Here is a 14,707-nt window from a genome sequence, read left to right as displayed (position 1 = left end):
TCGATCCCGATAATTTAATGAATTTGATGGTGCCATGCTCATGGTCAATACTCCCTCCCAGCCGATTAGCCGGCAGTTTCCAAGACGGAAGAGGAAGATTGAGCATGAGCCAGAGTAAAACGCTTACTACCGCCAGTGGCGCGCCCGTCGCCGACAACCAGAATTCCCGTTCCGCCGGCCCTCGTGGCCCGCTGTTGCTCGACGACTTTCACCTGATCGAGAAGCTTGCCCACTTCAACCGTGAAAACATCCCGGAGCGCCGTGTACATGCCAAGGGCTCGGGTGCTTACGGTACGTTCACCGTGACCCGCGACATTACCCAGTACACCAGCGCCAAGCTGTTTGAATCCGTTGGCAAGCAAACCCCGACCTTTTTGCGTTTCTCCACTGTCGGCGGTGAGCGCGGTTCGGCAGATACCGAGCGCGACCCGCGTGGTTTTGCGTTGAAGTTCTACACCGAAGAAGGCAACTGGGACATCGTTGGCAACAACACGCCAGTGTTCTTCATTCGTGATCCGCTGAAGTTCCCGGACTTTATCCACACCCAAAAACGTCTGCCGCAAAGCAACCTGAAAAGCGCGCAGATGATGTGGGACTTCTGGTCGCATTCGCCTGAGGCGCTGCACCAGGTCACCATTCTGTTTTCCGATCGCGGTATCCCTGACGGCTACCGTCATATGCACGGCTTCGGCAGCCACACCTACAGCCTGATCAACGCCAAAGGCGAGCGTCACTGGGTGAAGTGGCACTACAAGACCAAACAAGGCATCAAGAATCTTGCGCCGGCAGAGGCTGCACGCCTGGCCGGTACTGATCCTGATTACGCTCAACGCGACTTGTTCGGTGCGATCGAGCGCGGTGACTTCCCGAAATGGCGCGTGTGCATTCAGATCATGAGCGAGGCCCAGGCCGCGGTGCATTACGAGAACCCGTTCGATGTGACCAAAACCTGGTCGCAGAAAGAGTTCCCGTTGATCGAGGTGGGTGAGCTTGAGCTCAATCGCAACCCGCAGAACTACTTTGCTGAAGTCGAGCAGGCGGCGTTTGGTCCAAGCAACATGGTGCCGGGTGTAGGTCTGTCGCCGGACCGTATGCTGCAAGGTCGGGTATTCGCCTACGCTGATGCGCATCGCTACCGTGTTGGTACCAATCACCAGCAATTGCCGGTGAATGCGCCACGTAGCCCGGTCAACAGCTATCAGCGCGACGGCTCCATGGCATTTGGCAGCAACGGTGGCAGTACACCGAACTACGAGCCTAACAGCTACGCCGGTGCGCCGAAGCAAGCTCCACAATACGCAGAGCCAGCACTGGCCCTGAGAGGCGCGGCCGATCGTTACGATCACCGTGAAGATACTGATTACTACAGTCATGCCGGTGCGTTGTTCCGCTTGATGAACGATGAGCAGAAAGCCCTGCTGATCAACAACATTGCCGGTGCAATGTCGGGCGTTTCAAGCGATGTGGTTCAGCGTCAGTTGCAGCACTTCTACAAGGCAGATGCTGCTTACGGAGAAGGCATTGCAAAGGCCTTGGGTGTACAGCTTAACTAAGTCTAAACGATAAGCAGAACCGCCCTCATTTGGGCGGTTTTTGCGTTATTTGAACCACTTTTCTCAGAATATCTTCGATTTTATCGCGCTATTCGAGTGACCAATCGGTCGGCTTGGTTCAAACTACAGCCTTTCAAGCAGGGAGATGTAGGGCGATGCAAGGCCACCCAGACGTAATCGATTACCTCAACACGTTGCTCACGGGCGAACTGGCAGCACGTGATCAATATTTCATCCATTCGCGGATGTATGAGGACTGGGGCTTTACCGAGCTCTACGAGCGCATCAATCACGAGATGGAAGAAGAAGCCCAGCACGCTGATGCGCTGATGCGTCGGATCCTCATGCTCGAAGGCACGCCACGTATGCGTCCAGACGATCTGGACATCGGCACCACGGTGCCTGAGATGCTCGCTGCCGACTTGCGACTGGAGTACAAGGTCCGTGCCGCGCTTTGCAAGGGCATCGAGCTCTGCGAGCTGCATAAGGACTACGTCAGCCGCGAGATCCTGCGGGTTCAACTGGCCGACACCGAAGAAGATCACACTTACTGGCTGGAGAAGCAGTTGGGTCTGATCAAGCTGGTCGGTCTGGAAAACTACCTGCAATCGCAGTTCTAACGGCGATTGAGTGTGGGAGTGAGCTTGCTCGCGATGAGGCCATAACATTCGACATCGATGTCGACTATTACACCGCTATCGCGAGCAAGCTCGCTCCCACAAAAGCAAAAAGCCCCGGTCACTGATGAAGTGACCGGGGCTTTTTTATGCCCCGACGTTAAGCCCGGTCGCGCTCCAGCAGCGGCTTGAGGTAGTAACCGGTATACGACTGTTTCATCTCGGCGACTTCTTCCGGCGTACCCACGGCAATGATTTGTCCGCCCTTGGAACCGCCTTCCGGCCCAAGGTCCACCAGCCAGTCAGCAGTCTTGATCACATCCAGGTTGTGCTCGATTACCACGACAGTGTTGCCGTGATCGCGCAGGCGGTGGAGTACATCGAGCAGTTGCTGAATATCTGCGAAGTGCAAGCCGGTGGTCGGCTCATCGAGGATGTACAGGGTTTTGCCGGTATCGCGCTTGGACAGCTCGCGGGATAGCTTGACCCGTTGCGCTTCACCGCCCGACAGGGTGGTCGCCGATTGCCCCAGCTTGATGTACGACAGGCCAACATCCATCAACGTCTGAAGCTTGCGCGCCAGGGCCGGAACCGCATCGAAGAACACTCGCGCTTCTTCGATGGTCATTTCCAGGGTTTCGTGGATGCTCTTGCCCTTGTACTTGATCTCCAGGGTTTCGCGGTTGTAGCGCTTGCTCTTGCAGACGTCGCACGGGACATAGATGTCCGGCAGGAAGTGCATTTCTACCTTGATCAGGCCGTCGCCCTGGCAGGCCTCGCAGCGTCCGCCCTTGACGTTGAAGGAGAAACGCCCCGGACCGTAGCCGCGTGAGCGGGATTCCGGCACGCCGGCAAACAGTTCGCGAATCGGTGTGAACAACCCGGTGTAGGTCGCCGGGTTGGAGCGCGGCGTACGGCCGATCGGGCTTTGGTCGATATCGACGACTTTGTCCAGGTGCTCAAGGCCCTTGATGCTGTCGTGGGCTGCGGCTTCCAGGGTGGTCGCACCGTTCAGTGCGGTGGCGCTGAGCGGGAATAGGGTGTTGTTGATCAGCGTCGACTTGCCCGAACCGGACACGCCGGTCACGCAGGTCAGTAAGCCAATCGGAATGTCCAGATCGACATCGCGCAAGTTGTTGCCCCGAGCGCCTTTGAGCGACAGCGAGAGCTTCTTATTGCGCGGCGTACGTTTGGCCGGGACTTCGATCTTCACGCGGCCGGACAGGTATTTGCCGGTCAGCGAATCAGGGTGCGCCATGACCTCGGCGGGTGTGCCTTCGGCGACGATATGTCCGCCGTGTACACCGGCACCCGGGCCGATGTCCACTACGTAGTCGGCCAGACGAATCGCATCTTCGTCGTGCTCGACCACGATCACCGTGTTGCCGATATCCCGCAGGTGCTTGAGCGTCCCCAGCAGTCGATCGTTGTCACGCTGGTGCAAGCCAATCGACGGTTCGTCGAGGATGTACAACACGCCTACCAGACCGGCGCCGATCTGGCTGGCCAGACGAATACGTTGTGCTTCACCGCCAGACAGCGTGTCGGCGCTGCGGTCCAGCGACAGGTAGTCGAGGCCGACGTTGACCAGGAACTGCAAACGCTCACGGATTTCCTTGAGAATCTTGTCGGCAATTTCGCCGCGTCGACCGGTCAGTTTCAGCGTGCCGAAGTAATCGGACGCATCGCCAATCGGCAGGTTGGTCACCGCTGGCAGTGTTTTTTCACCAACCCACACATGCCGCGCTTCACGACGCAGGCGAGTGCCGCGGCAATCCGGGCAAGGCTGGGTGCTGAGGAACTTGGCCAGTTCTTCGCGTACCGAAGCGGACTCGGTTTCGCGATAGCGACGGTCCAGGTTCGGCACGATGCCTTCGAACGGGTGTGAGCGTTTGACGATATCGCCACGGTCGTTCAGGTACTTGAAGTCGACGTTCTGCGTGCCGCTGCCGTGCAGGATGACTTTCTGCTGGTCGGCCGGCAGCTGGTTGAACGGCACTTCCAGGCTGAAGCCGTAATGCGAAGCCAGTGAACCAAGCATCTGGAAGTAATAGACATTACGCCTGTCCCAGCCGCGAATCGCACCCTCGGCCAGGGTCAGTTCGCCATTGACCAGACGCTTGATGTCGAAGAACTGTTTAACCCCCAAACCGTCGCAGGTCGGGCAGGCGCCGGCCGGGTTGTTGAAGGAGAACAGCTTGGGTTCCAGCTCGCTGATCGCGTGGCCGCAGATCGGGCAGGCGAAGCGTGCGGAAAAGATCATTTCTTCGCCCGGCTCGTCGTCCATCGGCGCGACCAGGGCAATCCCGTCTGCCAGCTTCAGCGCAGTCTCGAACGACTCGGCCAGCCGCTGTTGCAGGTCGGCGCGGACCTTGAAGCGGTCGACCACGACATCGATCGAGTGTTTCTTCTGTTTATCCAGCTTCGGCAACTCGTCCAGTTCGAAGAGCTTGCCGTTGACCCGAGCCCGGACAAAGCCCTGGGCGCGCAGTTCTTCGAAGACCGAAAGGTGTTCGCCCTTGCGCTCGCGGATCACCGGCGCCAGCAGCATCAACTTGCTGCCTTCAGGCTCGGCGAGGACCAGGTCGACCATCTGGCTGACGGTCTGCGCTTCCAGCGGAATGTCGTGATCCGGGCAGCGCGGAATACCCACGCGAGCGTAAAGCAGGCGCAGATAGTCGTAGATTTCGGTGATGGTGCCGACCGTCGAGCGCGGGTTGTGCGAGGTCGACTTCTGTTCGATGGAGATCGCTGGCGACAGACCTTCGATGGTGTCGACGTCAGGTTTTTCCATCATCGACAGGAACTGCCGGGCGTAGGCCGACAGCGATTCGACATAGCGTCGCTGACCCTCGGCGTACAGGGTGTCGAATGCCAGGGAAGACTTGCCGGACCCGGACAAGCCGGTGATGACGATCAGTTTGTCCCGCGGCAGGGTCAGGTCGATGTTCTTCAGGTTGTGGGTTCGAGCCCCACGAATCAGGATCTTGTCCAAGGTGGCCTCGCTTGGCGGGCGTCGAAAACGTAGGAGTATACGGGCAAATACTGGATGGATGCACACTATCAAATGACGCTTGCTGAACGGCGCCTGACAAGTGCGCGAGGCAGGCTCGCGACAAAGCGTCGCCCTATACCCCGTCAACCGATGGGACTGGTAGAATCGCCGCCGGTTCACATGAGGTTATTCCATGCACGATCCCCACAGCGAACGCATGAGTGGTGGCGAGACCCGCGCAGCAAGCGGTCTGGCCCTGGTGTTCGCCTTCCGTATGCTTGGCATGTTTATGGTGTTGCCGGTATTGGCGACCTATGGAATGGATCTCGCAGGAGCGACCCCGGCCCTCATCGGTCTGGCGATCGGCGCTTACGGCCTGACTCAGGCGATTTTTCAGATTCCGTTCGGGATCATTTCCGACCGTATCGGCCGCCGCCCGGTGATTTACCTGGGGCTGATCGTCTTCGCGCTCGGTAGCGTTTTGGCCGCCAATGCCGATTCGATCTGGGGCGTGATCGCCGGACGAATCCTGCAAGGCGCTGGGGCGATTTCGGCGGCGGTCATGGCTTTGCTGTCAGACCTGACCCGCGAACAGCACCGCACCAAAGCCATGGCAATGATCGGCATGACCATCGGTCTGTCGTTCGCCGTGGCCATGGTGGTCGGACCATTGCTGACCCGCGCCTTTGGTCTGTCCGGACTGTTCCTCGCCACTGGCGGTATGGCGTTGTTCGGCATAGTGATTGTGATGTTCATGGTGCCGCACTCTACCGGTCCGTTGCAGCACCGCGAATCCGGCGTTGCCCGTCAGGCGCTGATCCCGACGCTCAAACATCCCGACCTGCTGCGTCTGGACCTGGGGATTTTTGTGTTGCACGCGATGTTGATGTCGAGCTTCGTCGCGTTGCCGTTGGCGCTGGTCGAGAAAGCCGGGCTGCCCAAGGAGCAGCACTGGTGGGTGTACCTGACCGCGCTGCTGATTTCGTTCTTCGCCATGATCCCGTTCATTATCTACGGCGAGAAAAAACGCAAAATGAAACGAGTTTTACTCGGTGCGGTCAGTACGCTGATGCTCACTGAGCTATTCTTCTGGCAGTTCGGCGACAGCTTGCGGGCGCTGGTGATTGGTACGGTGGTGTTCTTCACCGCGTTCAATCTGCTCGAAGCTTCGTTGCCGTCGCTGATCAGCAAGGTTTCACCGGCAGGCGGCAAAGGCACGGCGATGGGGGTTTATTCCACCAGTCAGTTCCTCGGTTCGGCACTGGGCGGGATCATGGGTGGCTGGATGTTCCAGCACGGCGGTTTGTCGGTTGTGTTCCTTGGATGCGCAGGACTGGCTGCCCTCTGGTTGGCCTTTGCTGTTACCATGCGTGAACCTCCCTATGTGACGAGCCTGCGCTTGCCGTTATCGCCTGAAGCGATCCGCGAGGCTGGTCTGGTCGAGCGCCTGCTGGCCGTCGTTGGGGTAACAGATGCAGTGGTGGTTGCTGATGAAGCGGCCATTTACATCAAATTGGACACCGAACTATTGGATCGCACGACCCTCGAGAGCCTGGTCAACAACCCGGCCCCGACAGCGTGCGAAGCCTAGGAGAACGTTATGGCCCGTGGGGTTAACAAAGTCATATTGGTCGGCACTTGCGGCCAGGATCCCGAAGTTCGCTACTTGCCTAACGGTAATGCCGTGACCAACCTGAGTCTGGCGACCAGCGAACAATGGACCGACAAGCAAACCGGTCAGAAAGTCGAAAAGACCGAATGGCACCGTGTATCGATGTTCGGCAAGGTTGCGGAAATCGCCGGCGAATATCTGCGTAAAGGTTCGCAGGTCTACATCGAAGGCAAGCTGCAAACCCGCGAGTGGGAAAAAGACGGTATCAAGCGTTACACCACTGAAATCGTGGTCGACATGCAAGGCACCATGCAACTGCTGGGCGGCCGTCCACAGGGCGACCAACAAGGCCAGGGCGGCGGTAACAACTACCAGCAACCCGCTCCGCGTCAGCAGGCCCCGCGTCCGCAGCAGTCGGCTCCGCAACAGCGTTCGGCTCCGGCACCACAGCAAGCCGCACCGCAACCGGCTCCGGATTTCGACAGCTTTGATGACGATATTCCGTTCTGATTTGTCGCTGCATCCGCTCTAAATAAAAAGGCCCGTCGCTTGATGCGATGGGCCTTTTTTTGTGGGAGTTGTTCGGGAGAACAAAGCAGCCTGCCGGGCCAATGCCAGTCAGTTAAGGCACAAACCTGTGGGAGCGAGCCTGCTCGCGATGACGGCATAACATTCAACATCAATGTTGACTGACCCACCGCTATCGCGAGCAGGCTCGCTCCCACATGGATTGCGCTTAACTGACTGGCATTAGCCTGACGGGCAACGTTTTCAGTCGAGTATCAGATGCGGCAGGAAGCGGCTTGAATCTTTGGTGATCAGGCTGTTGTCCTCGCGCACGCCGATGCCGGCGGCCTGATCGCCAATCACCCAGGAGCCGATCAGCGTGTAGCTGTCACCGAACTTCGGCAGCGGGGCGAACTCCTGAAGGATGAACGGTGCATCGGTGTACGGCCCGTCTTCCTTCACGACTTGTCCATCCAGGGTGTGCAGTTCGATGTTGGCGCCTTCGCGGGAGAAGAACGGCTTGCGCACCCAGCCTTTCGGCAGCGCTTTGCCGGGCTCGGGGTCCAGATGGCTGGCGAGCAGGTTCGGGTGCCCTTTGTTGAATTCCCACAGCAGGGGCAGGATGCCTTTGTTCGAGATGATCGATTTCCAGGCAGGCTCGAAAAACTGCGTGTCACTTGCGGCGATGGCTTCACCAAACGGCTCGTGGAAAATGAATTCCCAGGCGTGCAGTTTGAACAGGTGAGGGATCCAGCGCTCTTCGAGGTCGACGAAGCGTCCTTCGCTGTTGAGGCCGATGTCTTCGATATCGATGTGGCGTGACTCGATCCCGACTTTTTCGGCGATCAGTCGCAAGTAGTCGGTGGTGCCCTTGTCTTCGATCGAGGCTTTCATCGAGGCGAAGTAGAAAGGCTGCTTGATCTGCAATTGCGCAAAGGCCTGATGCAGCTTGGTGTCGATGCTGTTGAACTGATCGGCATGGCTGGGCAGCAAGCCGCGCTCGATGCATTGCTCCAGCCAGCCCCACTGAAACGCCGACGCCTCGTACAGGCTGGTGGGCGTGTCGTAGTTGAGTTCCAGCAATTTGGCGGGGCCGGTGCCGTTGTAGGAGAAGTCCAGGCGACCGTAAAGGTGTGGATGGCCTTCGCGCCATGACGTACGAATCATGTCGAAGAAGGGCGCCGGAATGCTCAGGCGTTCCAGCAGTTCTTCGCTCTGCACCACCCGCTCGACCAGGTCCATGCACATCTCATGGATCTCGGTGGTGGGGTCTTCGAGATCGTTCTCGATCTGCTTGAGCGTGAATTGGTAATACGCGCTCTCGTCCCAGTAGGGTTCGTCGTCGATGGTGTGAAACATGAAGCCGAGGTTTTCGGCGGTCTGCTTCCAGTCGTGACGTTCCTGGCAGAGGATTTTCTTCATGGCGCTCGCTCCTTAGCTGCTCGATCGACCGAAACTGCTCGAGCCACCCCAGCCGCTGCGGGCGCTGGCCTGGCTACCAAATCCGCCCCGGGATGTGGACGACGCCACCGAGATGGGCTTGGAGCTGCTCGACTTGAACGTGGAGCTGTTGTAGCCGTTGCCGTATTTCGCCTGGTCCGATCTGGTGAAGCTCGAGCCCGTGGCGATGCGCTGGCTGAGCGTCGAGGATGAGAAGTCACCGCGTGAATCGCGGTAGCGGTAAACCGGTTCGGAGGAGTAGCTGCCCCGGTTGCTGTTCAACATGTTGCTGATCAGCATGCCGGCCAGTAGACCGTTTACCATTCCTCCTGAACCGCCAGAGCTCGCTGCGGAGGCGGGCAGTTGTGCGTTGGCGGCGTCCAGTTGGGTCTGCGTGACCTGGCCATTGGCTGCCAACTCGAAGCCGCCGAGCTTCGGAATGAACTTGCCGGTGGAGTCCTGCTGGCACCAGTCGGCGACAAAGTCGGCGTCGCAATCGGCCTGGCTGTCGTACAGCGGCGCGAGGCGACGGTGTTCGGCGATGGCGGTCATGTAGGCATCGGAGCAGACATTCACCGGAAACTTTTGATCCACGCACTGCTGCACGGATTGAAAGTTGAACTTTTGATTCACTGCGTAGGTTTTTTCTGTCGGCCCGCAACCTGATATCGCGATGGCGACCGATGCTGCCAGGGACAGTTGAACGTACTTGCTTCGTTTCATCGACGTCTCCGTGTCGCAGTCAGTTCTGGGAAGGGGTCATGCACGCGGCATTGAGCAGGCCAACGCTGATGGCGACAGCTGCGACGTAGATCGCTGCGGCGATTTCACCGTTACGGATGCGCTCGGAGGTGCCTTTGAGCACCAGGCTGGTCATCAGGAATGCCAGCAGTTGCACCACGGCGGCAATCAGCGCCCACACGGCGAAGTCCAGCAGGCTGACCGAGTAGGCAATCACATTGCTCGCCGGGATCGCGAAACCGATGATGGCGCCGGACAGGGCGATGGCGGCCGCGGTGTTGCCGGAGCGAATCAGTTCGAACTCTTTGTGCGGCGTGATGCGGGTGTAGACGAACTGGAAAATCGCGAACAGCAGGGCGGCACCGATGATGTACGAAACAAATCCCAGGACGGCGGCTTTGTTCAGCGAGACGGAGAGTGCTTCTAGCATGGGCTGTTCCTTTTTAAAGAGTAGTGAGGTCGGTGGTGTACAGCGAGATGCCCAAAGAGGTGCTCAGGCTGATGCTGCCTTCGGCGTCCTCTTCCACCGAGAACAGCAGGAATTCGCGGCGATCGGTCAGGCCGGTCTCGCGGGCGTAGAGCATCGAACGATGTTCCACGACGTAGGACTGATCCGGATTACTGACCTGCTCAGTGAAGGCCACCAGCTCGGTCTGCCCGGCCTCGGTGCCCCATTCACGGGTGTATTCGACGCCGTCATGGGTGTAGGTCGGCAGGCCGATCAGGCTGTCCGGCCCCGCGAGCCTGCGCAATTCGGCTTCACTGTTGAGGGTGACGTAGCTTTGATAGTTGAACAGGATCACCGACTCGACCTGGCCGGCGATGGCGCCGGTGGTGTGAACCTGCAGCCAGAAGTCTTCGTCGTCCATGTAGTAGCGCGAAAGCCACGTCGACTGGCCGAGGTCGACAGTGCCGACGCTCCAGATCTGCTGGGTGCCGGGAATGACCACGCTGGTTTTTTCGTCGAGCAATAGCTTAAGAGTGGTGTCGAATATCAGCGCTTTTCCCTGGCCGAGCCCGAGAGGGCCGGCAACCGGCGCACTGTCCTTGGGGGGCGGGGCCTCAAGGCCCATCAACTGTTTAAACCATCCCATTTGGTGATTTCCTTCAGGCGGGTGGAGGCAATTTAGATGAGTTCGCCGCCCTGGACGCGGGTGGCGCAGAGAGAAGTAGTCTGGCTGCAATAAAGCCGGCGAATGCGCCGCCAATATGCCCTTCGACTGAAACGCCCTGGCGTGGGATAAAGCCGAAAATCAGACCGCCGTAGAGGAGGGCGACAATGCCCGCGATCAGCACGTTGCTCCAGCTGCGGTGGAACCAGGCGCGTCCCAGAAGGTACGCCCAGAGGCCAAAGACCCAGGCGCTGGCGCCCACATGAACGCCGTTGAAACCAAACAGCCAGACCAGCGAGCCGCCGAGCAGAATGATGATTGCGCTGACCGCCGCAAAGCGTTTGAAGCCCTCGGCGATCACCAGGGTTCCCAGCACCAGGAATGGCACCAGGTTGGCGATCAAGTGCGCAAAGGATACGTGCAGAAACGGTGAGGTCACAATTCCGACGAGGCCGTGGGCGGTTCGGGGGACCAGACCGTACATCGTCAGGCTGTAGCCTGTCAGCATGTTCAGCAGGTGTATCGCGACCATCAACATGGCCAAGCCTGCGATGATCTTGAAGCCGGTTACCCTGTCCATCCTTGTCCTCGAATCAACAAAAAGAAGGGCGCACCGGTTAATGCCGATCAGTTAAGCGAAATCCATGTGGGAGCGAGCCTGCTCGCGATAGCGGTGGGTCAGTCAACGTTGATGTTGAATGTGATGCCGTCATCGTCGGAACGCCGCCCGGAGCCGGCTCGCTCCCACAGGTTTGTGCCTTAACTGATCGGCATTAGGCATGCCGGTGCCCTTCCTTTTGAGTACATGCGTGAATCGGTTACTCGGCCGATTGCTTTTTCAGACGGTCCAGAATCGCGTTCGCGCTGCCTTGGTCCGGGGTGATGCCGGCTTCGCGCAGCTTGCGCTCCAGGTCGTTACCGGTGGACGCGTCCGCCAGTTCGTCACTCGCTTCCAGCTCGGCTGCACGTTGTTCCTGCTTGGCTTGCAGGCGATTCAAGGTGCTGACCGCGGTTTCCAGCTTGCCGTTGGCGCCGCCGCTGGCGATGGAGGCGCTGACCTGCGCTTTCTGTACGCTTTCACGGGCCTTGGCCATGTCCACTTGCTGGCGCAGGCTCTTGATGCGGGCTTCGGCCTTGGTGATGTCCTTGCGCATTTTGTCGGCGTAGGCGCCGAACTCGGTGGTTTGTTTCTGTTCGGCGTCGTGTTCGTTGGTCAGGGTCGAAATGGCTTCGGCCACTTCCAGTGCCAGGTCTTCACGGTTGGCCTGGATCGCGGCCATGGCCTTGGATTCCAGGTCCTTGATCTTGGCGTTGTACTGCGCCACGCGCTCGGCCGAGAGTTTGTGCTTGGCCATGATTGTGACCAGTTCGCGCTTGGCGTTTGCCAGAGCGTTGTCGGCGTCGCGGATTTCCTGGTCGAGGATGCGCAGGGCCTGTTGGTCGGCGATGGCTTCGCCGGCTTCGCTGGCGCCGCCGCGCAGTGCGGTGAACAACTTGCTCCAGATCGATTGGTTTTGCATGACTCGGTACTCCCGCAAATTAGTTGAAGAAGCCTTCGAAGGCTTCGCTGGCGCGCTGAACGTTGTCGACGAGGGTTTTGATTTCGGTCACGACGTTGGTCAGGCTGGACTCGGAACTGAGCGCACCGAACATGCTGTAGACGGTCTGGCCGTTGGGCATGGATTCGATACCGATCGACGACAGCGGGAACATTTCCCGGCTACGCAGCACGGCATCGTTGAAGCGCTGCACATCCTTGATGGATTCGAGATCGACCAGCACGGTGTCGACAATGATTTGCTCGCCGACGACGGCGATGTAAATCGGCAGCCCGCCAAACTCGTTCATTTCCAGCTTGATGCTTTGCTCGGAGCCTTGAATCAGCGTCGGGGTGATTTCATTGGATGTCACCTCATCGAGGGCCTGCAGGGCGCTGAAGAGGCGATCGATGTTCCAGTTGTTACCTGCGCTCATGTAATCCTCCAACATGAATGAACCAGCCAGGATCGGCTGGCGTAGCTGTTTCTCCATTTGCTTGAGCAGGCTCCGGTTTTCGGGAAGCACCCAAGTTTCATGTTTCACATAGCCGGCGGCGCTAAGTCCTCCGCGCATCTGCTTCATGTAGAAGCTCGATGGTTTTTTCGCGGAAGGTTTCGAGCGCTCTCCCTGGCTGCTCGCGGGTGTTGTGTCTGAGGCGGGTGGAGAGCGACGTTTCATAGCAGTGGCTCCGCTTTTATTTGTATCACGCGTGAGAACACTACAGATAAATTCAAGCGCACTCAACAACTCACGCGTGAGATTTTTAATCGACTGATTTTCATCACGAAAAAAGGCCCGTAGCGTGTCAGCGCTGCGGGCCTTCGGGTTTTGCTGGGGGCAGATTCAGTGACTGGCCGCCAGGAAGTCATCGGTGGACAGCACTGTTGCGTAGGCAAAACCCAGGGCCGACATGAAGGCCGCATGTACATGGGCAGCCGGAACCACAACACCGTTGAACTCCAGGTCACGGGTGGCACAGGCGTCGTGGATCACCGTGACGCTGTAGCCAAAGTCGGCTGCGGCTCGAGTGACGCCGTCGATGCACATGTGGCTCATGCTGCCAACGATCACCAGATTTTTGATTCCGTGGTGGTCGAGTATCGACTGTAGTTCGGTTTCACGGAACGCGTTGACGAAGTGTTTGAGCAGCACTGGCTCATCGCTGCGGTTGAGGACTTTGCGGTGCAGCTTCGCGCCCTCCGAACCCGGCGTGAAGAACGGCGCGGCGTCAGAGGTGAATTCGTGGCGGATATGCACCACCTGATCGCCGGCATCACGGAAGGCCTGGATCACCCGCGCTGCGTTGTCGGCAGCTGCATCGGCACCGACCAGGGGCCACTTGCCTTGAGGGAAGTAGTCATTCTGGATATCGACTACGATGAGTGCTTGCTTGGCCATGGGTGCTTCCTCGGATGGGTTGGTGTGGAACGAAGTATTGGGTTTCGCCGGCCGTTCGAGGATTGGCCGCACCGACAATAGAAGGGGGAAAACTGACAATGGGCATAGAACGCGCAGTCGCCGAATTGGGCGTGCTGATCTATCCCGGCGCGCAGATGGCGGCGGTACACGGTTTGACGGATCTGTTCGGTGTGGCGAATCGTATCGCCGCCGAGCACCAGAGCGCGCAGCTGCCATTGTTGCGGGTCAGCCACTGGCAGGCCGATGCCGAACGCGCGCCTCAACGCATTTACGACAGTCATCCCGTTGCCGACGGCGCACTGATCGCGCTGTTGATCCCGCCGTCGATTGGCGGTTTTTCCGAAGACCAGGCCCCGCCGGCGCTGATTCGCTGGATTCGCCAGCAACACGCGGCCGGCGCGACCCTCGGTGGGGTGTGCGTGGGCTCGATTTTGTTGGCCGAAAGCGGTCTGCTCGACGGTCGCAGCGCCACCACTCACTGGACCTCGGCGAAAAAATTCGTCGAGCGTTACCCGAAGATCACACTCAACGCCGACAAGCCCATTGTTGACGACGGTGACCTGATTACCACGGCCGGGTTGATGGCCTGGTCGGAGCTGGGGTTGCGCCTGGTCGATCGTCTGATGGGGCCAAGCATCGCCACCAGCACCGCGCGTTTTCTGGTGATCGAGCACAGTGACAGTGCGAGCGAATGCGGGAGTAACTTCGCGCCGATTCTGAGTCATGGCGATGCAGCGATTCTCAAGGTTCAGCACTGGCTGCAAGCCAACGGGGCGGTGGAGGTGTCGCTGAGCGTGATGGCGCAGCAGGCGGGGCTGGAGGAGCGGACATTCCTGCGGCGCTTTCGAGCCGCGACCGGTTTGAAACCGACCGAGTACTGCCAGCACCTGCGAGTCGGCAAGGCCCGGGAAATGCTCGAGTTCACCAACGGCACCATCGATCACATCGCCTGGAACGTCGGGTATTCGGACCCGAGCGCGTTTCGCGCCACGTTCAAGAAAATCACCGGCCTGGCACCGAGTGATTATCGAGCACGGTTTGGGGTGACGGCTCCTGCGCGGGTATAAGCAACACGGCCCCCGTAGCAGCCTGCGTTGCTCGATCGTTCCCACGCTCTGCGTGGGAATGCAGCCCATGACGCTCCGCGTCACAAAGCGGACGCAGAGCGTCCA

General features: G+C 59.1%; 14 protein-coding genes. 5 read left to right on the top strand and 9 right to left on the bottom strand.

The genetic code is table 11. The features are described 5' to 3' along the window. Positions 1–104: 104 nt before the first annotated feature. Positions 105–1,553, top strand: a complete 1,449-nt coding sequence (locus AC1RKH_RS18135; RefSeq protein ID WP_493063512.1) for a catalase — start codon at positions 105–107, stop codon at positions 1,551–1,553. A 155-nt stretch (positions 1,554–1,708) separates the two neighbouring features. After that, a complete protein-coding gene (bfr, locus tag AC1RKH_RS18130) occupies positions 1,709–2,173 on the top strand; it encodes a bacterioferritin (protein WP_123423433.1) in 465 nt (154 codons plus the stop codon). Positions 2,174–2,330: 157 nt separating this feature from the next. Here the strand turns inward: bfr and uvrA are convergent, their stop codons facing one another. Further along, positions 2,331–5,165, bottom strand: coding sequence for an excinuclease ABC subunit UvrA (gene uvrA / locus AC1RKH_RS18125; protein ID WP_123423434.1), 2,835 nt, complete (start codon positions 5,163–5,165; stop codon positions 2,331–2,333). Between the two features lie 193 nt (positions 5,166–5,358). Between uvrA and AC1RKH_RS18120 the strand changes: the two genes are divergently transcribed. Then, positions 5,359–6,756, top strand: a complete 1,398-nt coding sequence (locus AC1RKH_RS18120) for an MFS transporter (RefSeq protein ID WP_123423435.1) — start codon at positions 5,359–5,361, stop codon at positions 6,754–6,756. 9 nt (positions 6,757–6,765) lie between these two features. Beyond that, entirely contained in the window at positions 6,766–7,287 is a 522-nt protein-coding gene (locus AC1RKH_RS18115; RefSeq protein WP_123423436.1) for a single-stranded DNA-binding protein, read from the top strand. Between the two features lie 261 nt (positions 7,288–7,548). Here AC1RKH_RS18115 and AC1RKH_RS18110 read toward each other — a convergent pair whose 3' ends face one another. The 8 genes from AC1RKH_RS18110 to AC1RKH_RS18075 form a co-directional block, all read right to left on the bottom strand. Continuing rightward, positions 7,549–8,706 carry a glutathionylspermidine synthase family protein gene (locus tag AC1RKH_RS18110; protein WP_493063513.1) on the bottom strand — a complete coding sequence of 386 codons (1,158 nt, stop codon included), beginning with the start codon at positions 8,704–8,706 and terminating at the stop codon, positions 7,549–7,551. A 12-nt stretch (positions 8,707–8,718) separates the two neighbouring features. Beyond that, entirely contained in the window at positions 8,719–9,447 is a 729-nt protein-coding gene (locus AC1RKH_RS18105) for a DUF1190 domain-containing protein (RefSeq protein ID WP_123423438.1), read from the bottom strand. 19 nt (positions 9,448–9,466) lie between these two features. Then, positions 9,467–9,895, bottom strand: a complete 429-nt coding sequence (locus AC1RKH_RS18100) for a DUF350 domain-containing protein (protein ID WP_123423439.1) — start codon at positions 9,893–9,895, stop codon at positions 9,467–9,469. 13 nt (positions 9,896–9,908) lie between these two features. Next, entirely contained in the window at positions 9,909–10,559 is a 651-nt protein-coding gene (locus AC1RKH_RS18095) for a DUF2491 family protein (RefSeq protein WP_493063514.1), read from the bottom strand. A gap of 13 nt (positions 10,560–10,572) precedes the next feature. Next, entirely contained in the window at positions 10,573–11,157 is a 585-nt protein-coding gene (locus AC1RKH_RS18090; protein ID WP_493063515.1) for a rhomboid family intramembrane serine protease, read from the bottom strand. A gap of 238 nt (positions 11,158–11,395) precedes the next feature. Beyond that, the gene (locus AC1RKH_RS18085) at positions 11,396–12,097 is read right to left on the bottom strand and encodes a PspA/IM30 family protein (RefSeq protein ID WP_123423442.1); all 702 of its coding nucleotides are present in this window, start codon (positions 12,095–12,097) and stop codon (positions 11,396–11,398) included. Positions 12,098–12,116: 19 nt separating this feature from the next. Continuing rightward, entirely contained in the window at positions 12,117–12,794 is a 678-nt protein-coding gene (locus AC1RKH_RS18080; RefSeq protein WP_123423443.1) for a YjfI family protein, read from the bottom strand. Between the two features lie 165 nt (positions 12,795–12,959). Beyond that, positions 12,960–13,514, bottom strand: a complete 555-nt coding sequence (locus AC1RKH_RS18075) for a cysteine hydrolase family protein (protein WP_123423444.1) — start codon at positions 13,512–13,514, stop codon at positions 12,960–12,962. 98 nt (positions 13,515–13,612) lie between these two features. Between AC1RKH_RS18075 and AC1RKH_RS18070 the strand changes: the two genes are divergently transcribed. Next, a complete protein-coding gene (locus tag AC1RKH_RS18070; protein ID WP_493063516.1) occupies positions 13,613–14,602 on the top strand; it encodes a GlxA family transcriptional regulator in 990 nt (329 codons plus the stop codon). Positions 14,603–14,707: the final 105 nt, after the last annotated feature.

Source organism: Pseudomonas sp. GW822-FHT06B12, assembly GCF_058799675.1.
Note: the sequence above shows the minus strand (reverse complement) of the source record. Positions and strands in the feature narration are given on the sequence as shown.